General features: G+C 59.7%; 15 protein-coding genes and 2 riboswitches. Of the genes, 10 read left to right on the top strand and 5 right to left on the bottom strand.

What is annotated here, in order from left to right:
* Position 1: 1 nt before the first annotated feature.
* Both WMO46_RS06755 and WMO46_RS06760 read left to right on the top strand, forming a co-directional pair.
* The gene (locus tag WMO46_RS06755; protein WP_349094047.1) at positions 2-1,276 is read left to right on the top strand and encodes a hypothetical protein; all 1,275 of its coding nucleotides are present in this window, start codon (positions 2-4) and stop codon (positions 1,274-1,276) included.
* A gap of 67 nt (positions 1,277-1,343) precedes the next feature.
* Positions 1,344-1,555, top strand: a riboswitch (cobalamin riboswitch).
* 109 nt (positions 1,556-1,664) lie between these two features.
* Positions 1,665-3,407, top strand: a complete 1,743-nt coding sequence (locus WMO46_RS06760; RefSeq protein WP_349094048.1) for a PKD-like domain-containing protein — start codon at positions 1,665-1,667, stop codon at positions 3,405-3,407.
* A 71-nt stretch (positions 3,408-3,478) separates the two neighbouring features.
* Here the strand turns inward: WMO46_RS06760 and WMO46_RS06765 are convergent, their stop codons facing one another.
* Positions 3,479-6,109, bottom strand: coding sequence for a family 78 glycoside hydrolase catalytic domain (locus WMO46_RS06765; RefSeq protein ID WP_349094049.1), 2,631 nt, complete (start codon positions 6,107-6,109; stop codon positions 3,479-3,481).
* Positions 6,110-6,142: 33 nt separating this feature from the next.
* Positions 6,143-7,075, bottom strand: a complete 933-nt coding sequence (locus WMO46_RS06770; protein WP_019149827.1) for an AraC family transcriptional regulator — start codon at positions 7,073-7,075, stop codon at positions 6,143-6,145.
* A gap of 189 nt (positions 7,076-7,264) precedes the next feature.
* Between WMO46_RS06770 and WMO46_RS06775 the strand changes: the two genes are divergently transcribed.
* From WMO46_RS06775 to WMO46_RS06795, 5 genes are read left to right on the top strand one after another with little or no spacing between them, the layout of a single operon-like run.
* Positions 7,265-8,740: a rhamnulokinase gene (locus WMO46_RS06775; protein WP_349094050.1), complete on the top strand. Its 1,476-nt coding sequence runs from the start codon at positions 7,265-7,267 to the stop codon at positions 8,738-8,740.
* A gap of 18 nt (positions 8,741-8,758) precedes the next feature.
* On the top strand, positions 8,759-10,015 hold the full coding sequence (locus WMO46_RS06780; protein WP_019149825.1) for an L-rhamnose isomerase: 1,257 nt from the start codon (positions 8,759-8,761) through the stop codon (positions 10,013-10,015).
* 3 nt (positions 10,016-10,018) lie between these two features.
* The gene (gene rhaT / locus WMO46_RS06785; RefSeq protein WP_019149824.1) at positions 10,019-11,047 is read left to right on the top strand and encodes an L-rhamnose/proton symporter RhaT; all 1,029 of its coding nucleotides are present in this window, start codon (positions 10,019-10,021) and stop codon (positions 11,045-11,047) included.
* Positions 11,048-11,056: 9 nt separating this feature from the next.
* Positions 11,057-11,860 carry a rhamnulose-1-phosphate aldolase gene (gene rhaD / locus WMO46_RS06790; RefSeq protein WP_026076340.1) on the top strand — a complete coding sequence of 268 codons (804 nt, stop codon included), beginning with the start codon at positions 11,057-11,059 and terminating at the stop codon, positions 11,858-11,860.
* Positions 11,861-11,867: 7 nt separating this feature from the next.
* Complete coding sequence (locus tag WMO46_RS06795) at positions 11,868-13,448, top strand: glycoside hydrolase (protein WP_129650456.1); 1,581 nt, start codon at positions 11,868-11,870, stop codon at positions 13,446-13,448.
* Between the two features lie 79 nt (positions 13,449-13,527).
* Here the strand turns inward: WMO46_RS06795 and WMO46_RS06800 are convergent, their stop codons facing one another.
* Positions 13,528-14,286 carry a DUF4465 domain-containing protein gene (locus WMO46_RS06800; RefSeq protein WP_165357736.1) on the bottom strand — a complete coding sequence of 253 codons (759 nt, stop codon included), beginning with the start codon at positions 14,284-14,286 and terminating at the stop codon, positions 13,528-13,530.
* Between the two features lie 178 nt (positions 14,287-14,464).
* Positions 14,465-14,665: riboswitch (cobalamin riboswitch) on the bottom strand.
* Positions 14,666-14,713: 48 nt separating this feature from the next.
* Between WMO46_RS06800 and fabD the strand changes: the two genes are divergently transcribed.
* From fabD to WMO46_RS06815, 3 genes are all read left to right on the top strand, one after another.
* Entirely contained in the window at positions 14,714-15,595 is an 882-nt protein-coding gene (gene fabD / locus WMO46_RS06805; protein WP_276716232.1) for an ACP S-malonyltransferase, read from the top strand.
* 159 nt (positions 15,596-15,754) lie between these two features.
* Positions 15,755-16,984, top strand: a complete 1,230-nt coding sequence (locus WMO46_RS06810; protein ID WP_019149819.1) for an ROK family transcriptional regulator — start codon at positions 15,755-15,757, stop codon at positions 16,982-16,984.
* Complete coding sequence (locus tag WMO46_RS06815; RefSeq protein ID WP_349094051.1) at positions 16,984-17,514, top strand: GNAT family N-acetyltransferase; 531 nt, start codon at positions 16,984-16,986, stop codon at positions 17,512-17,514. Before WMO46_RS06810 ends, WMO46_RS06815 begins: the two co-directional genes overlap by 1 nt.
* A 48-nt stretch (positions 17,515-17,562) precedes the next feature.
* Here WMO46_RS06815 and WMO46_RS06820 read toward each other — a convergent pair whose 3' ends face one another.
* Both WMO46_RS06820 and galK read right to left on the bottom strand, forming a co-directional pair.
* Positions 17,563-18,627 carry a PL29 family lyase N-terminal domain-containing protein gene (locus tag WMO46_RS06820; RefSeq protein ID WP_349094052.1) on the bottom strand — a complete coding sequence of 355 codons (1,065 nt, stop codon included), beginning with the start codon at positions 18,625-18,627 and terminating at the stop codon, positions 17,563-17,565.
* Between the two features lie 390 nt (positions 18,628-19,017).
* Positions 19,018-20,148 (bottom strand): galactokinase, encoded by a 1,131-nt coding sequence (gene galK, locus WMO46_RS06825; RefSeq protein ID WP_349094053.1) that lies wholly within the window; start codon positions 20,146-20,148, stop codon positions 19,018-19,020.
* Positions 20,149-20,367: the final 219 nt, after the last annotated feature.

Raw genomic sequence — 20,367 nt, forward strand, 5'->3', positions numbered from 1 at the left:
CATGAAACAGTTCCTCATGACCGCACTGCTCGCCGGATCGCTCGCAGCCTTCACCGGCTGCAAGGACGACGACGGCGGCAAATCGCAAAACTACCCCTCGCAAATCCCCGCCGCAGAGAAGATTCCCGTGGTGGCATGGCACGGCGTGCGCGCCTCTCACGCCAGCGTCGAACGTTTCCGCGAAGCCGAGCAGATGGGCATCACGCTCAACTACTCGCGCATGGGCAACGTCGAAACGGCACTCAAATGTCTCGACTACGCCGCCGAAACCGGTATCAAGCTCATCGTAGAGTGCGACGAACTCTATACGGAGAGCAAGCGTCTCGACGCCGTAACCCGGCTGAAAGACCATCCCGCGCTGGCCGGATACTTCGTCATGGACGAACCCCATCCGACGCAGTTCGCAAACATGTCCAAAATGATGTCCGACATCCGGCACGTGGACCGCGAGCACATCTGCTATGCGAACATCTTCCCCACAGGCGGCCCCGAACATTATGCGGCCCTCGGCGTGAAGGACTACAACGAGTACATCGACCGCTACATGGCCGAGGTTCCCGAAATCACGTTCCTCTCGTTCGACAAATACCCGATCATCAAGGACCCGAACATCGCGGACAGCCCGCGGCAGATCCTCGGCGAATGGTATCAGTGTCTCGAAATCGTCCGCGACCGCGCGCTCCGTTCGGGAATGGATTTCTGGAGCTTCATGCTCACCGTTCCCCACACCAGCTACCCGCAGCCGACGGTGGACGACCTGCGCCTACAGGCTTACAGCAACCTCGCCTACGGCACGCAGGTGCTCCAATGCTTCACTTACTGGACCCCGACGGTAGAGAATCCCGAACTCTGGAAATACCGCAACGGGCCGATCGCCGAGGACGGCACCCGCACCGAGACCTACGACATCGTGAAATCGGTGCTCGACGAGATCCAGAAACTGTCGTGGGTCTTCCTGGACAACAAAGTAACGGGCGTCTACCACATCGGCACCCCGCTGCCGCTGGACACCCGCGCCCTGGACAAGCTCCCTGCCGAGATCACCGAACTGTCGGTGGGCCGCGAAACCAACACGGCGTGCATTTCGTTCTTCGAGAACCACGGCTACCATTTCATGATGGCGGTCAACACCGACATCAACGAAAAGTGCTACCTCAATGTCGGCACGCAGGAGCACGTGCGCCGCATTCGCAAGGACGGCTCCGTGCAGCCGGCCTCGAACGACCAGCGCACGCTGACGCTCGACCCGGGCGACATGGTGCTCTACATGTGGTAGCCGCCCTGTCCGCAGGACAAAATCCGGAAAAAACCGCACCCCGCACGGCTTTTTCCGGATTTTCTCGTATCTTTGTCCCGCAAGGTTTCGGAACGGGGATCGCACGCACCCCGCCCGATGAAAAGGGAATCCGGTGAGAATCCGGAACAGTACCTGCTGCTGTAAGTCCCCTCCCCTCGCGGGAGACGACGGTTGCCGCACGCTATGCCACTGGCCGAAAGCCGGGAAGGCGCGGCAACAGGGACGAGTCAGAAGACCTGCCTTGACAAGGATTCGCACCCGCGGGTTTCGGGCAGAGATCGAACGGCAGCTTCGTCATACGACTTTTCCGTCCAGTCGATTTCACCGTCCGGAGTCCGGTGCATACGACTAAAAAATGGCAAGCTATATGATCCGGAATCTCTGTTTTTCAACGGCAGTCCTCCTCCTGGCGCTGCTCGCCTCCTGCAACAAGGACGACGTAATCACGGACGGCGGACCCAAACCCGTCATCACGCTGGACAATCCCGACGGCATTTATCCGGTGAAGGTCGGCAAATCGGTGACGATCGCCCCGACGGTCGAGAATGCCGAAGGCGCCGTCTACGCATGGATTCTCGACGACGAACCGGCCGGCTCCGGACCGACTTTCACGTTCGAGGCCCGGGAAGCGGGCATCTATTTCCTCGTCTTCCGCGTCGAAACCCCGAACGGCAAAGCCGAAGAGGAGCTGCGCATCGAGGTGAACCGGCTGCTGCCCCCGGAGATCTCGTTCCCCGTCGGCGACGACCGGGTGATGGAGGTGGAAGCCGGACGCGAAACCGTCATCGCCCCCACGATCGCCAACGGCGACGGAGCGACTTTCGAATGGACGCTCGACGGTGAAAAGGCCGGAACCGATGCGACCTACACGTTCAAACAGAGCGACTTGCGCGACTATCAGCTGACCCTGCGCGCCGAAAACGAAGACGGAGAAGACGAAGCGAGCGTCACCGTCCGGGTCGTGGAGCGTTTCACGGTGACAGCCGTTTTCCCGGCGCCCTCCCTCCGGTTCGGCAAGGCAGATACCCGGAACGTATCGCGGGACCGCACGCTCTACCTGCGTCCCGTCCTCGAACATTTCCACAATCCGACATTCGAATGGACGGTGGACGGAAAACCGGTCGCCGCCGAAGGCGACGGAGCCGTTTACGGCTTCAAATCGGCGGCGAAAGGCGATTATACGGTCGCTGTGAAAATCACCGACGACGACGGCCAGACTGCGACAGCCTCCGTCGCGGTGACCTGCTGCGACGACGAAATGTCGCACAAGCGTACCGGCGGAACCGGGCGGTTCTCGGACAAGGTCTACGAATACACTCCGGCTCCGGGGCAGTTCATCAACGAAGGCGGTTTCAAAGACATCACTTCGGCGGAAGCGGCCGCATCCAAAGCTCAGGAACTGCTCCGGCAAAACGCCGAGGAGAAAAAGAACTACTATGTGTCGCTGGGGGCCTGGGGCGGATATATCGTCGTGGGATTCGACCACAGCATCGAAAACAAGGGCGGCGACGACTTTTCGATCACGGGCAACCAGTTCGCCCAGTCGTCCGAACCGGGCATCGTGTGGGTCATGCAGGACACTAACGGCAACGGGCTTCCCGACGACGAGTGGTACGAGCTCAAAGGTTCGGAATACGGCAAACCGGAAACGCTCACGTCCTACGCCATGACCTACTACCGCCCGAAGAGCGCCGGCACGGACATCCAATGGAAAGACAACCGCGGCAACGCGGGCAAAGTCGAACGGAACAGCAGCCACACACAAGAGAGCTACTACCCGGGATGGATCGACGCCGAGAAGTACACGCTCTACGGCACGCGGCTGGCCGCCAACACGACGCGCCATCCGATCACAGGCGACTACTTCAATCGCCCCTACGACTGGGGATACGCCGACAACGCAGGCAACGACCAGGCCACGGGAGAGATTTCCGACGGCGACCAGCGCAAAAACTATTTCAGAATCTCCAACGCAGTGAATGCGGACGGCAGCGCCGCCAACCTCAAATACATCGACTTCATCAAGGTCCAGACCGGCATCAGCCAGAATTCCGGAGCGTTGGGCGAGGTTTCGACCGAGGTGTTCGCCTTCGAGGATGAGAATCTCTGAGAACACACCTGAAACAACAAGAGCGGCAGACTTTTCGGAAAAGTCTGCCGCTCTTGTTTCGGCCGGATGTATCAGAAGGTAAATTCGTGAACGCCGCCGGACACCGTAGCGACGATCTCTCCGCCGACCCGGATGTCGGCCGTCGTATTGGCCGGAATGGTGACTTTCAGCGTCACGCAGCCGCCGCACCGCCGCCACTCCGAGCGGATTTCACCGCGCACCGAGTCATAGGAAGCCGCTGCCCAGTCGAGTGCCTCGACGAAATGGGGAGCGATGACGATGTGTCCGAACCCGGGGTCCGCCGGATCGAAATTGATGCCCGCCAGGTCGTTGACATACCACGCGGCGACATCGCCCAGGAAAACATGATTGATCGAGGCGTCGCGCCACTCGGGCGAGAGCATCCACGTCTCGGCCAGCGTCGTGAAGCCTTGACTGACCCACCAGCCCCACGAAGGGCCCTCGGTCTGAGAGGCCATTTTATAAGCTGTCTCGACATGCCCGTAGCGAGTGAGCATGCGCAGCACCGTTTTGCTGCCGATGGTTCCGAAATCGAGGAAATAATCGTTATCGGCGATCATGCGGGCGAGGTTGTCGGCCACGCGCTGCGCGTCGCTTTCGGGAACGATGCCCAGATAAAGCGCCACACCCTGCGCGGCCTGCGAACCGTTGGCATAAAGGCCCTTTTCAGCGTCGTAGTATTTCGTGTTGATCAGTTCACGCAGCTGTGCGGCCTTGCGGGCGTAACGCTCGCCGTCGCGGCCCAGCAGTTCGGCAAAACGGGCCATCAGCACGTTGTCGTAGTAATAGAAACAGGTCGAGGTGTAGTCGGTCGGAGTCTGCGTTCGGTAGAAAACCCAGTCGCCGATGCCGTAGGTCACGCCGCCGTCGGCCTCCTCGCGCGTGGCGAGGTATTCGAGGTAACGCTCGCAGACGGGCCACATCTTCTCGACGGGACGCAGGTCGCCGTAATAGTTGTAAAGCGTGTAGGGGATGATGAAGGCCGAAGCGTCCCACACCGGGCCGATCCAGTCGTCGTACCCCCACCCAGCCGTGGGAATGATGCCCGCAAGGCGTCCGGCCTCGTTCTGGTTGTCGATGAAATCGTCGAGCCACTTCTCATAGAAGGCCATTCCGTCGTAGTTGAGCAGCGCCAGGTCCATGGCCAGATAGCCGTCGGCCGTCCAGCCGTTCTTCTCGCGCTGGGGGCAGTCCGTGGGAATCGACGTGAGGTTGTTGAGATAGGTCCGACGCGTCATCTCCCAAATGCGGTTGAACAGTCCGTTCGAGCAGGAGAATTTCCCGACCGAAGATACATCGGTGTGCATGAAACGCGCCGTGAGGCTCGTCTTGTCGAGTTTCACCGGGGTGCTCGACCGCAGTTCCACATACTGGAATCCGTGGTAGGTGAAATCGGGCGTCCACGTCTCGCGGCCTTCGCCTTTCAAAATATAGGTGTCGGTCTGGAAATCGTAACCCGGCAGGGGCTTATAGTAAATATCGAGATTGCGCATCTCGATGCGCCCCGAAGGCTGCACGAATTCGCCGTGGGTCATTGTGATCTTCGTGCCGCGCTCGCCCTCGATCTCCAAGCGGCAGAGGCCCGTAAGGTTAACGCCGAAATCGAACACCCAAATCGTGTCGCCGAACGAACGGACCCCGACGGGCTCCATCTCGCACGTGGCCCGAACAGCGGGCATCGACTGGGCTTTCAGCAACGGCGAAGGGGCCGCGACTTCGACGGCCTGCGCCCACGCCGAATCGTCGAATCCGGGACGGTCCCAGCCGGGAATCTCCCTGCGGGCGTCGTAAACGTCGCCGCTGTAAATGTTGTTCGAGAGGTAAGGACCGTCGGCCGTCGTGCGCCACGAACCGTCGGAGCAGACGACCTCGTGCGTGCCGTCGGCATAGTCGATGTGCAGTTCGCAGATCATCCGCGCACGTCCGCGCCAGCGGGCCACCTCGAAACTCCACGTGGCGACGGGCTGGATGGCATTGTAAAACCCGTTGCCCAGCACCGCCGAAAGGACATTCTCGCCCTCGCGGAGCCGGTCCGTAACGTCGTGCACGGCATAGAGATTGCGCTTGTCGTAATGGGTGTAACCCGGGTCGAGGAGATTTCCCGAAACGGGTTCACCGTTCAGGCTCATTTTCGCATAGGCCGCGGCGCTCACATAGAGCCGGGCGCGCTCGACGCCCGACCGCACGGCGAACGCCCGCCGCAGCATCGGCGCAGGGACAAAATCCTTGTCATGGGCATCGGTGATCCAGCGGGCCTGCCATTCGGAGGTCTCCATCAGGGCGGTTTCGAACTCCGCAACGGGCGATACGATCCGCCGGCCGCCGGCGTCCCACGCTTCGACCCGCCAGTAATAAGGGGTCCGCGAGACAAGCAGTCCGCCGTCGGGCATTGCGGCAAAAGGACGGCTGCCGGCGATCTCCCCGGAGTTCCAGATGTCGGGAAGGTCCAGTTTCTCGGGCGCCGTAGCCACACAGAGGCGGTAACCGGCCTGCACGAACGCATCGGCATCTTCATAAGTCCAGGTAAAGCGGGGCGACGGAGTGTCCACCGAGATCGGCGAAGCGAGATATTCGCAGCGCATGTCGGCGATCGCGGGACGCTTCCCGCAGGAACCCGCCAGCAGCGGCAGGCAGCACAGCGCGAGCCAGCGTCCGGCGGTTCGGAGATTTGCAACATTCATCGGATCAGAAAATTATTGGGGTTTTACAGATTTTCAGGCTTCATTCCCGACAACGTCCGCACAGAAGCCGTCGCTGCCGACGCCGAAGCGGCGGCGGTACTCGACGGGAGTCATCCGCAGATGGCGGCGGAACATGTTGGAAAAATAGGAAGCGTCGCCGTAATTGAGCCGGAAGGCGATCTCCTTGATGCTCATGGCCGTTCCCGACAACAGGCGGCAAGCCTCCTGCAACCGCAGCTCCTGCATGTAACGCGCCGGAGAGATGTTCGTGTAGTCGCGGAACATCTTGCGGAACCACGAATAACTCATGTTCACCCGCCGGGCCACCTCGTCGGGCGAAATGTTGGCGTAAAGCTCCTCGCGCATGATGCGCCGCGCGCGGTCGATCTGCCTCACCACGTCCAGCGACACGAACTGGTGATTCGCATGGTAGTACATCGTCATGCCCAGCAGCAGGTTGGCGATGCCGGCGAGATATTGCTGGTAGGAGGAGCGTTCGTTTTCGGCCACCTCGATGGCCTTGTCGTAAAGGGCCGTGATCTCCTCGCGGACCCCCACGCGGAACACCTCGCGGCTGTCGTCGAAGAAGTCGTTGCGGAAGCGCGCGTCGATGTTCGGGCCGCGGAAGCCGATCCAGTACTCGTGCCACCCCGTTTCGCGGTCGGGCATGTAGCTGTGCCAGCGGTTGGGGCGCAGCAGCACCATGTCCCCGGCGCCGATGCCGATGCGCTTGCGGTCGGGCCCGTAGAACGAGCCGCGGCCCGAGGTGATATAGAGCAGCTGGTAGCTCTCCAGAACACGCCCTTTTCCAACGTCAAAATAGAAACCCGAGGGGTGTCCGACCCGCGGAGGATAGGTCTCGTAGCCGGCGGCGACGGACTCGCTGCCCACGGTATCGACCGTGATGCCCCACGTCTGGTCCTTTTCGCTGCTCACCAAGTACTTATGATTGTTCACAGGTTTCATACGGCAGGTTGCTGAAACGGAAAAGCTGTTTGTTTACACAAATATATATAAAAATCCGCGACCGGTGTCACCCCCTCCGGAGGCAAACCGCGAGAAAGATCAAAAAACAAAAGTCATCCATCATATTACAACGTTGAAACGACGAAAAAATGAGTTGTTTTGTACAACCCAAAAATCACAGACCGAAACATGCAACCCAAACACTTCGTCGCCTTCGACCTGGGGGCCACCAGCGGCCGCACCATTCTCGGCTCGCTCCGGGACGGAGAGCTCGTCCTCAAGGAACTGACCCGTTTCCCGAATACCATTCTGCCGCTGGGCGGACATTATTACTGGAATATCTTTTCGCTCTACGAACACCTCTGCGAGGGACTGCGCGCCGCCGCCCGCGAAGGGGTCGAAATCGCCTCGGTCGGCATCGACACCTGGGGCGTCGATTTCGCCTTCGTCGGCAAGGACGGCTCGCTGCTGGGACTCCCCTACGCCTACCGCGACCCGCACACCGACGGCGCCCCCGAGGAGTATTTCTCCAAGGTGCTGCCCCGGGAGGAGGTCTACGGCGCGACGGGCATCCAGATCATGCAATTCAATTCGCTCTACCAGCTCTACGCCATGCAGCGCGACCGTTCGTCGCAGCTGGCCGCCGCCGAGCGGCTGCTCTTCATGCCCGACGCCCTGTCGTATCTGCTCACCGGGGAGATGGTCACCGAATACACCATCGCCTCGACCTCGCAGCTGCTGAATCCCCGCACGAAGCGCATCGAAGCGCGCCTGCTGGAGAAAATGGGCCTTTCGCCCGAACTCTTCCCCCCGATCGTGATGCCGGGCCACCGGATCGGCACGCTCCGCGCCGAACTGGCCGCCGCCTGCGGACTTCCGCAGCTTCCCGTGATCGCCGTGGCGGGCCACGACACCGCGTCGGCCGTCGCCGCCGTGCCGGCCGCCGACGAACGTTTCGCCTACCTCTCGTCGGGCACGTGGTCGCTCATGGGCATCGAGGTCCGCGAACCCTTCATCAACGAGCTGACCGAACGCTACAACTTCACCAACGAAGGCGGCGTGGAGGGTACGACCCGCCTGCTGAAGAACATCACGGGCATGTGGATTCTGGAACAATGCCTCAGAAAATGGAAGGACGAGGGCCGCGACTACACCTATCCCGAGATCGTGAAGATGGCCACCGGAGCCGCGCCGTTCCGCACGATGATCGACCCCGACGATGCTTCGTTCGCCACTCCGGGCGATATGCCCGCGGCAATCCGCGCCTACTGCGAGCGCACGGGGCAGCCCGCGCCCGGCGACGACAGCGCCATGATCCGCGCCATCTTCGAAAGCCTCGCACTCAAATACCGCTTTGTCCTCGACCGTTTCCGCTCGCTGGCGCCGTTCGAAATCGAACGCCTCCACGTCATCGGCGGGGGTTCGAAAAACGCCCTGCTGAACCAGTTCACGGCCGACTCGCTCGGAATTCCCGTGACGGCGGGCCCCTCGGAAGCCACGGCCGTGGGCAATATCATGCTCCAGGCCCGCGCCGCCGGATGCGTCGGCACGTTGCAGGAGATGCGCACGCTGATCGCCCGCTGCATCCCCGTCGAGGAGTTCACCCCGGGCGACACCGCCGCATGGGATGCCGCCTACACCCGCTTCATGACAATCGTAAAATAACTCAAAACACCACAAAAAATGAAAACCGAACAGATTCAACAGACCTACGAGGTCGCAAAAGCACGCTATGCCGATCTGGGCATCGACACCGAAGCAGCGCTCGCCGCTTTACAGAAAATATCCCTCTCGCTCCACTGCTGGCAGGCGGACGACGTGACGGGCTTCGAGAACCAGGGCGGCGACCTCACGGGCGGCATCCAGGCCACGGGCAACTACCCCGGCAAGGCCCGCAACATCGAGGAGCTGCGCGCCGACATCCTCAAAGCCAAGTCGTTCATCCCCGGCAAACACCGCCTGAACCTCCACGAGATTTACGGCGAATTCGGCGGCGAATTCATCGACCGCGACCGGGTGGAGCCCAAACACTTCCAGGGCTGGATCGACTGGGCGAAGCAGAACGGCATGAAGCTCGACTTCAACTCCACGTCGTTCTCGCACCCCAAGAGCGGCAGCCTCTCGCTGTCGAACCCCGATCCCGAAATCCGCAGCTTCTGGATCGAGCACACCAAGCGCTGCCGCGCCATCGCCGAGGAGATGGGCAAGGCGCAGGGCGATCCCTGCATCATGAACGTCTGGGTGCACGACGGCTCGAAAGACCTCACGGTCAACCGCATGAAATACCGGGAGCTTCTGAAAGACTCGCTCGACAAGATCTTCGAGCAGAAATACGACAACATGAAGGACTGCATCGAATCGAAGGTCTTCGGCATCGGGCTGGAGAGCTACACCGTGGGTTCGAACGACTTCTACATCGGCTACGGCACCTCGCGCGGCAAGATCGTGACCCTCGACACGGGCCACTTCCACCCCACGGAGATCGTCGCCGACAAGCTCTCGTCGCTGCTGCTGTTCATCCCCGAGGTGATGCTGCACGTCTCGCGTCCCGTGCGCTGGGACTCGGACCACGTGACGATCATGAACGACGAGACGCAGGAGCTCATGAAGGAGATCGTGCGCTGCGACGCCCTCGACCGCGTGCACATCGGTCTGGACTACTTCGACGCCTCGATCAACCGCATCGGCGCCTATGTCGTCGGCTCGCGCGCCACGCAGAAATGCCTGATGCAGGCCCTGCTGGAACCGCTGGCCAAACTGCGCGAATACGAGGCCAACGGACAGGGCTTCGAGCGTCTGGCGCTGCTCGAAGAGTCGAAGTCGATGCCTTGGAACGCCGTGTGGGACATGTTCTGCCTGCGCAACAACGTGCCCGTCGGCGAGGAGTTCATCGCCGAAATCCAGAAATACGAACGCGAGGTCACCTCGAAACGCGCGTAAATCATGGAGATACTCATCGGATTGCTGATCATCGCCGTCGGCAGCTTCGGACAGTCGAGCTCCTACGTCCCGATCAAGAAGGTACGGGAGTGGAGCTGGGAAAGTTTCTGGCTCGTGCAGGGAATTTTCGCCTGGCTGGTCTTCCCGCTGCTGGGGGCCCTGATCGCCGTGCCCGAGGGCGGTTCGCTCTTCACCCTGCTGGGTGAGGGCGGCGCCCTCAAGGCCGTTGTATACGGGGCCCTGTGGGGCGTCGGCGGCCTGACGTTCGGACTCTCGATGCGCTACCTCGGGGTGGCGCTCGGGCAGTCGATCTCGCTGGGCACCTGCTCGGCCTTCGGAACGCTCCTCCCGGCGCTGTTCGCCGGCACGGACCTCCTGCACGGGCAGGGGCTCGTCCTGCTGCTGGGCGTCTGCGTGACCCTCGCCGGCATCGCCGTGATCGGCTACGCCGGGTCGCTGCGCGCCGCCGACATGACCGAGGAGGAGAAACGCGCCGCGATCAAGGATTTCGCGCTGACCAAGGGCCTCGCCGTGGCGCTGCTGGCCGGTGTGATGAGCGCCTGCTTCGCACTGGGCCTCGACGCAGGGGCCCCGATCAAGGCCGCGGCCGCGGCGCAAGGCGTCGATCCGCTCTACGCAGGGCTTCCGGTCATCCTGCTCGTCACTCTGGGCGGCTTCCTGACCAATGCCGCCTACTGCATCTGGCAGAACGTCCGCAACCGCACCGCCGGAGAGTATTTCGGCGTGCGGGGTTCGGTGCTGGTCAACAACCTACTGTTCTGCGCTTTGGCCGGCGTGCTGTGGTACTCGCAGTTCTTCGGCCTGGAGATGGGCAAGAGCTTCCTCACCGGATCGCCCGTCATTCTGGCCTTCTCGTGGAGCATCCTGATGTCGCTCAACGTCATCTTCTCGAACGTCTGGGGCATCCTGCTCAAAGAGTGGAAAGGCTGCGACGGCCGCACGCTGGCGACGCTCGCCGCCGGACTTGCGATCCTGCTCTTCTCGATCTTCTTCCCTTCGCTATTCCAATAAATGACCGATATGAAATCAATCCTCGAAAACCGTCCCGAACTGGCCCAGCGGGTGGCCGAAGTCGCCGAAGTCGCCGGCTACCTCTGGCAGAAAGGCTGGGCCGAACGCAACGGCGGCAACATCACGGTCAACGTCACGGCCTATGCCGACGACGAGATCCGTTCGATGGCCCCGATCAGCGATCCGGTTCCGTTCGGCATGACGCTGCCCCACCTCAAAGGGTGCTATTTCTTCTGCAAGGGCACCAACCGCCGCATGCGCGACCTGGCGCGGCGGCCGATGGAAAACGGTTCAGTGATCCGCATCCTCGACGACTGCGCGTCGTACGAAATCGTCGCCGACAACCCCGTGAAGCCCACCTCCGAGCTGGCTTCGCATCTGGCGATGCACGACCAGATGATCGCCTCGGGCAACGGCTACACCGCCGCCGTCCACACCCACCCGATCGACCTCGTGGCCATGACCCACAACCCGGCATTCCTCGCCAAGGACGTGCTGACGAACCTCCTGTGGTCGATGATTCCCGAGACGCGGGCCTTCTGTCCCAAGGGGCTGGGCATCGTGCCTTACAAGATGCCGAGTTCCACCGAGCTGGCCGAGGCCACCATCGAACAGCTTCGGGAATACGACGTGGTGATGTGGGAGAAGCACGGCGTCTGCGCCGTGGGCCCCGACATCATGGAGGCTTTCGACCAGATCGACGTGCTTTCGAAATCGGCGCAGATCTATCTGACTGCCAAGTCGATGGGATTCGAACCGACAGGTACCACCCAGGAGCAGATGGACGAACTCAAACGAGCTTTCAACCTCTGATGCGGGTATGAGACAGACGAAAACCGTCCGAACGCTTCTGCTGGCCCTGCTGGCACTCGCCGGATGTTCGGCATCTTCGGCAGAGTCCAACGATGACGAACGCCTGCCCGAATCCACCCGCACGCCGGGCTATGAATCCGGCGCGAGTCTCGAAGTGCGTGTCGGCCGTTCGACGGGTGTCACGCTCGCCGGACTGGGCGTGGAGCTCGACCCGCATTTCCTGTCGCAGAACGTCACCCGCCACGACGGCGCCAAAGCCTCGGACTGGGACGAGATCGTCGTGCCGCGCATCCGCAAGATGGGCATTCAGCGCTTCCGTGTGATGCTGCTGCCCCACTGGTGGGAACCCCTCAACGACAACAGCGATCCCGGCGTCGCAGCCCTCGACCGCTTCACGTTCGAATCGGCCGAGATGCGGTCGCTCTACAAAGTGCTGGACATCGCTCAGGAGATGAACGCCGACGTGACGCTCGTGCTGTGGGGATGCCCCACCTACTGCGACCTGCTCGATCCGGCCTATGCCGGAGTGAAGCGCCATTTCCTCTGCTCGTCCGAAGGGACGAACTGGGTCGTAGAGCCCGCCGACAGCGAGGAGTTCGCCGAGAGTTTCTCGACCGTGGTCAAACACCTGATCGAACGGCGGGGCTACACCTGCATCAAGGAACTGACGCCCTTCAACGAGCCCGACGGCAATATCATTCCGCTCGAACGCTACGTTCCGCTGGCCAAGGTCCTCGACCGGCGCCTGCGCGCAGACGGAATCCGCGACAAGGTGCGGCTCAACCTCTCGGACAACACCGACACGCGGCGTTTCTTCCTCGAAGGATGCGCCCGGGAGTTGTCGCAGGAAGCCGACCTGTTCAACAGCCACACCTACATTTTCGGTTACGACACCCCCAACAGCACGGTCCTCGCGTGGGAGGAGGCCAACGTCGCCGCAGCCGCCACGGCGGGAAAGAACCATTTCGTCGGGGAATTCGGCTCGAACCAGTGCGTCGGCGCCACGCGGCAGACGGACATCGACCGTTATGACCGGGGCGTACTGATGACACGGCTGGTCGTGAACTTCCTCAACGCAGGAGCCGTCGGCACGAGCTACTGGAGTCTCATCGACCAGTATTACGGCCGCAACGAGTCTTATGCCGCAATGCAGCAGCTCGGAATGTGGCGTTACATGCGGACCGCCTACCGTCAGGACCCCGATCCGGGCGTCTACGACCGGCTGACGGACGACTACCAGCCGCGGCCGCAGTACTACGCCTATTCGCTGCTGACGCGCTTCATACGCAAGGGTTCGGAGGTCTATCCGCTCGACCTCGGCAATGAATTCGCAGCCGGAACGGCCGTCCGCGCCGCCGACGGCCGCTGGACCTACGTGATCGCCAACGCCACGGACGAGACCCTGAGTTTCGACCTGAAAAACACGCTCCGCGGCGGCATGTCGGCCTGCAAGGTCTACGTCTACGAAGAGCGGCGTTTGCCCGACGGTGACGAACTGATCGCCCCATCATTGCAGCTCGAAAACAGCGGCGGCACATTCTGCGTCGGCGTCAAGGCCCGCAGCGTCATCGTGCTCACGCAGCTCTGACACCTCCCGACCGCTCTGCAAACAAAACCCCCGCAAGGCTTTTCCTTGCAGGGGTTTTGTTTTTATCGCTGCTCACCGTCTACTTCTCGTAGGTCAGGTTGTCGATGGCAAAATAAGTCGGACACATAGAATCGGTCGTCGATAATGCGAAGGTCAGCGAAGTCACCGTTCCGAGCGACGAGAGATCGACCGTCTCCCAACCCGACTTCACCGTTTCCGAAGCCTTGTCAACAAGCATGACGGTAACTTCACCCGTTTTAGTACTGCTGTTATAGCCCGTAATGACGACTTTCACATCGACGAGCGCAGCCGGCGTAGTCCCCTCAAAATAGAGGTACAGATAGGTCATATTGGCCACGGCGACCGAAACGGGAGACACGGCGGTGGCGAACTCAATCGTAGGGACTCCCCTATTTTCCGGCGTCCAAGCCGCATAATAGGCCGCCGCGAACTGCGCCGAACCGTTGGCGCCTCCGTCGGCATAAACGCTCTTGTCGTTGGTGTAACCTTCGGTCTTCTTGTCCGTGTGATTCGAGATCACGAAACCGTTCCACGTTTCGTAGGTATGGCCGTAATCCGAATAATAGGTATAAACCTTGGCCTCTTTCTCCGTATAAACCGGACCGTAATAAATATTCGATTTAATGGGACTTCCCGAATAGTCCGTATCGTCCTGCTCCGTAGCTTGGTCCTTGCCCCAGATGAAGCCGTCAGTGCCCAAAGCGGCCTGTTCGAATCCTATCGTCTGAATCTGCGGTCCGTCGTTGTCATCGTCGCAGCCTACGAAAGCCAGTGCGGCCAATAAGATAAGGGGGGGGGTAACAAGAAATCTTTTCATCTTTTTTTTGTTTTGGGTTTTTGATATGTTCGTAAAATAAAAAAATCCGGTCCCGGAACCTCCCGGAATCGAATCTCCTTTTCGTCTCAGGCCGCCTTCCGGCCGCCGTTCCGTGGCCAGGCCACAAAACCCCACGATGCTCCGTTCTCCGCAGATGCGCTCGAAAAAAAGATCCTCCTCCTGAGGGAGATGCAAGGCAGGTCTTCTGGCTCGTCCCTGCCGCAACGCCTTCCCGGCCCTGAGACCAGTGGCTTCAGCGTGTTGCGGCAACTCTCGGAACTTACAGCAGCGGGAACTGCTGCCGATTCTCACGGCATTCCCTTTTCATCACACGGGGCCTTGCCCGGCCCTTTGTGAACCATTGCGGCACAAAATTAGAAAATAAATTCGTATCTTTGCCCCGCAAACGTAAAAAAACGCGAAAATTATGAAACACGCATACGTATTTCCGGGTCAGGGCGCTCAGGCCGTCGGCATGGGCAAAGACCTCTACGACAACGTTCCGGCCGCGAAAGAGCTCTTCGAGAAGGCCAACGAAATCCTCGGATTCCGCATCACCGACATCATGTTCTCCGGTACGGACGAGGAGCTGAAGCAGACCAAGGTCACCCAACCCGCCGTGTTCCTCCACTCGGTCATCATGGCCAAGGCGCTGGGCGTGAAGCCCGATGCCGTCGCCGGACACTCCCTGGGCGAATTCTCGGCCCTCGTGGTTGCGGGAGCCCTCTCGTTCGAGGACGGACTGAAACTCGTTTCGAAGCGTGCCATGGCCATGCAGGCCGCCTGCGAGGCCCAGCCCGGCACGATGGCCGCCATTCTCGGCCTGGAAGACAGCACAGTCGAGGAGATCTGCGCATCGGTCGATGGCGTGGTCGTCGCCGCCAACTACAACTGCCCGGGCCAGCTGGTCATCTCGGGAGCCGTGGAGGCCGTAGAGGCCGCCTGTGAGAAAGCCAAGGCCGCAGGCGCCCGCCGCGCCCTGCGTCTGCCCGTGGGCGGCGCGTTCCACTCGCCGCTGATGGAGCCCGCCAAGCAGGAGCTCGAAAAGGCCATCTCCGAAGCGCCGTTCCAGACGCCCGTGTGCCCGATCTATCAGAACGTGGACGCCAAACCCTACACCGATCCCGCCGCCATCAAGGCCAACCTGATCGCCCAGCTGACGGCCCCTGTGCGCTGGACCTACATCGTCAAGAATATGCTGGCCGACGGCGTGACGGAATTCACCGAACTCGGCCCCGGCACCGTCCTGCAAGGTCTCATCCGCAAGGTGGACGCAAACGCCGCCGTGGAGTCGAAATCGACCTTATAGGAGAAAAAACCACGCTTAAAAATCAACGCACTGAAAATCAGTGCGTTGATTTTTTATATCCCGTCCCGGAATAAAATTTATTAAATTTTATTAAAAATTGATTGCATTTATTAAATAAACTCGTTATATTTGCACAGTTAGTAAAAAGAGACCGCACGGATGACATCACTGACTGAATTTTTCAACAAGCACGAAGATGAGACCCTGAAAGGTATTTCTCACAAAAACAGCATCATCAAGCGCAACATCATCGCGCATATGGCCGTCAACGGCGAATGCACGCTCTCGGAACTGACGAAAGAGCTGCATATCAGCGTTCCGACCATCACCAAACTGGTGCAGGAGCTCGTCGATGAGAACATCGTGACGGACCTGGGCAAAGTGGAAACCCCGGGAGGGCGGCGCCCCAACATCTTCGGACTGGCCAATTCGGCGATCTACTTCGCCGGCGTGAACGTCGGGCGCGACAACATGCGCTTCCTGATCACCGACTTGCAGAACAACATCATCAAGGAGGAGAACGACTTCACGTTCGAACTGCTCGACCGTCCGCAGTGCATCGAGCGCATCTGCTCGAACATCGAGAACTTCATCGCCACGTGCGGCATCGACCGCGCCAAGATCCTCGGACTGGGCGTCTGCATGACGGGCCGCGTGAATCCCGACACGGGCCGCAGCTACAAATACTTTACGACGAGCGAACAGTCGCTGCGCGACATGATCGAAGAGCGCGTCGGCATCCGCGTACTGCTGGAGAACGACACCCGGGCCCGGTGCTACGCCGAATACACCTGCGGCAAGTCGAAGGACGAGAGCAACGTGCTCTATCTCCACATGGGCCGCGGCGTGGCCATCGGCATCGTGGTCGATGGACAACTGTACTACGGCAAGAGCGGTTTCGCGGGCGAATTCGGACACATCCCCTTCTTCGACAACGAGATCATCTGCTCGTGCGGCAAAAAGGGCTGCCTCGAAACCGAGGTATCGGGCATCGCCATCGAGGACAAAATGTGCCATCTGATCCAGAACGGCGTGAACACCATCCTCCGCGAGAAATACGACCAGCAGAAGACCATCCATATCGACGACATCATCGCCGCGGCGAAGAACGACGACAACCTCTCGATCGAGCTGATCGAGGAAGCGGGCGAGAAGGTCGGCAAGGCCGTGGCCTTCCTGATCAACACGTTCAATCCCGAGACGGTCATCGTCGGCGGCAACCTCGCGGCGGCGGGCGACTACATCATGCTGCCGCTGAAATCGGCGACGAACAAATATTCGCTCAACCTCGTCTACAAAGACACCAAGTTCCGCGTTTCGAAGATGACCGAGAACGCCAACGCCTGGGGCGTGGCGATGCTGATCCGCAACAAGATCATCGGACTGTAATGAACATCGAAGGCCGCACCATCCGCCTGCGGGCCGTGGAGCCGGAGGACGCCGACCTGATGTACGTGTGGGAAAACGACTGCGACGTGTGGGCGGTCAGCGGCACGACAGAGCCGTTTTCGCATTACCAGATGCAGCGCTTCGTCGAACGGCATCGGGACACCATCGGGGTGCTCGGCGACGGACAGTTGCGGCTGATCGTCGAAACGCGGCAGGAGGCACGGCCGGTCGGGGCGATCGACCTGTTCGAATACGACCCGATCCACCGCCGGGCGGGCGTCGGCATCCTCATCTACGAACGGAGTGACCGGGGCCGGGGCTACGCCTCCGACGCATTGGAAGCCCTCTGCCGCTATGCACACGATACGCTGCGCGCGCATCAGCTGTGGTGCAACGTCGGGGCCGACAACGAAGCGAGCCTGCGGCTGTTCCGCAGCGCAGGATTCACCGAAATCGGCATCAAACGCGACTGGCTATGGCGGCCCGACGGCTATCACGACGAAGTGATGCTGCAAAAGATGCTGGAATAAAACGCAGCAGCCTGCATAATTGCAGGCTGCTGCATTTTACAAGCGCCGCTACTCCGCCGCGACAATTTGGGAGGCATAATCACTCCAACCCTCCGCTGTTTTATAACGCTCCACCGCAGAAGCAGGAACCCGTATGACATAATTCGAAACGGGAATATAGTCGAAAATATTCACTCCGACCGTCGGCGGGGTTTCACCTTTACACTCTACGCTCTTCAACGACAGGCAATAACTGAAAGCATAATCCCCTACGGCCGCCAAATTCGCCGGAAAAACGATGGATTCGAGATCGTCACAATCGCAGAATTCACTATCGGCCAATGACTTAACCCCTGTAAAATAGACAAATTCACGGAAATGGCGAATCGGTTTCGCATTGAACGCCTTGCGCAGTGAAGTGACAGCCTCGGCTTCAGCAACAGAAAGTTCACCGTCTTTATCGGTATCCCAACGAGATACACATATGCTCTTGACAAGTTCATCTTCGAACAGAATCGCATCCACGGCAACACCCCCTGCAAGCGGTACAGTAAGTACCGTGCCGTCGATCAAGGTGAAATACGCATACTCTTCATCCATCGTCACGCTGCGGAACATGCCGTCACCCTCTCCTTCGGAAACCTTACCCAACTCTGTCCAATTCGTTCCGTCATATGAAACATACCAGCAATCCTGCTCGATTTTCAATTGCGGAGTCGCTCCGTCCTTGCCGTGCACCGGCACCTTCCGGGCATCGTCATCCAGCAGCCATTCGCCGTTGAGCGTCCAGTAATAAACTCCGCCTTCATCCTGCCGAATACCAATGACAGGCGCCACGGCGTTCTTTCCATGATATATCGTCATCGGTTCGTTCTTCTCGAAAGCAATCGTATAACCGATCGTCTCCGACCCGCTACGCACCGGAACGACAGCCGTTATCCGGTCCGCTTCCGACAATACATCGACAATGGACTGAAGCGCCGCGATATTGGCATTCATTCTCCGGCAAAATTCTTCCAGTTGTTCCACACGTTTCTCCAAATCATCGACCCGTTTTTCCAAATCGTCATTTTTACATCCGGACAGGAGCAACACCGCACACAGACAGGCCGCCAGCATCATAAATTTTTTCATGATAAACAGTTCTTGTTTCCGCCCCGGCCCCGACTGCGGATTATATAAAAAAGAAAGTGTGGAGCCGTTCGTTTATCTGGATGGAGGCTCTGGTAAACCTTGAGTCAAATAAACAATACCCCACACTTGTACAGTATGAGGATAGAAAACCGCATACCAATACAAGTGATGAGTGTTATTGCTCTCCTTGACTCATTGAAATTTACCAGATTTCCATCCAAGGATAAAAGCGAAACACTTTCATCAAAATATGTCTTGCCGGATTACCCGACTATGCAAAAATAGAAACTATTTCCGAGAAAACAACAATCGAACACGCTTTTGTCCGATAAACAGGAATCCCGGACCTCGTACGAAGGTCCGGGATTCTCTACAACAGACAGCGCGGGATTACTCCAGGCGGCGCGAACCGTCGGAAATAACCACGTCGTAAACCTTGGGCTCGTGGCCGTACTTGGCGTTGAACTTCTCCTTGGCCGTGGCGATGAAGTTGTCGTAAAGCTCGTCCTTCACCAGGTTGATCGTGCAGCCGCCGAAGCCGCCGCCCATGATGCGAGAACCCGTCACACCGCACTCCTTGGCCACCGTAGCCAGGAAATCCAACTCCTCGCACGACACCTCGTAGTCCTTCGACATGCCCCAGTGGGTTTCGTACATCCGCTCGCCGACAGTCTCGTAGTCGCCCTTTTCGAGCGCCTCGCAGACATCGAGCACGCGCTTCTCCTCGCCGATCACATAGCGTGCACGCTTGTAATCCTCCTCTGAGATCTTATCCTTGATGGCGTCGAGCTGCTCCATCGTGGCGCCGCGCAGGAACTCCTGTCCCAGCATCTTGGCCACACGCTCGCACGAAGCGCGGCGGTCGTTGTAGGGCGATCCCACCAATTCGTGCTTCACGCGCGAGTCGAGCAGAACGAGTTTGTACCCCTTCGGATCGAACGGGAAATAGGCGTACTCCAGCGAACGGCAGTCCAGACGGATCAGGTTGCCCTTCTTGCCGAACACCGACGCAAACTGGTCCATGATGCCGCAGTTCACGCCGCAGTAGTTGTGCTCGGTGGACTGGCCGATCTTCGCCAGTTCGAACTTGTCGATGCCGCAGCCGTAAAGATCGTTCAGCGCAAACGCGTAGGTAGACTCCAGCGCCGCCGACGACGACATGCCGGCGCCCAGGGGCACGTCGCCCGCGAACACCGTGTCGAAACCGCCGATCTTGCCGCCGCGCTTCTGAATCTCGCGGCAGACGCCGAAGATATAGCACGCCCAGCTCTGGGCCGGTTTGTCGGCCTCGTCGAGTCCGAACTCCGAGCTCTCGCCCAAGTCGAGCGCATAGGCGCGCACCTTGTCCGTGCCGTTGAGCTTGATAGCAGCGACGATGCCCTTGTCCACAGCCCCCGGGAAAACGAACCCTCCGTTGTAATCCGTGTGCTCGCCGATCAGGTTGATACGCCCCGGAGAGGTGAACAGAATGGCGCCCTCGCCGTAGAGTTCCGAAAATTTCTTGCTGACTTTTTCTTTCATGGTTCCTTATTTATGTGGTTTTAAGTGATTCGAATTGCACGAAGATAGGAAAAATTCCGCAACCTGCGGCGCACAATTCTTGCAATTCCTACCATAAATTGACCATTTCATGAAAAAACAGCCTCGGGAACGTTTGCAGCCCGGCACAATGAAAACAGCGGCTCCGACCGACTTTCGGCTTGTAAATCCGGAAATGTTTACTACCTTTGTAGAGGTTTC

The sequence above is a fragment of the Alistipes intestinihominis genome (genome assembly GCF_040095975.1).
GTDB classification, from domain to species: Bacteria; Bacteroidota; Bacteroidia; order Bacteroidales; family Rikenellaceae; genus Alistipes; species Alistipes senegalensis.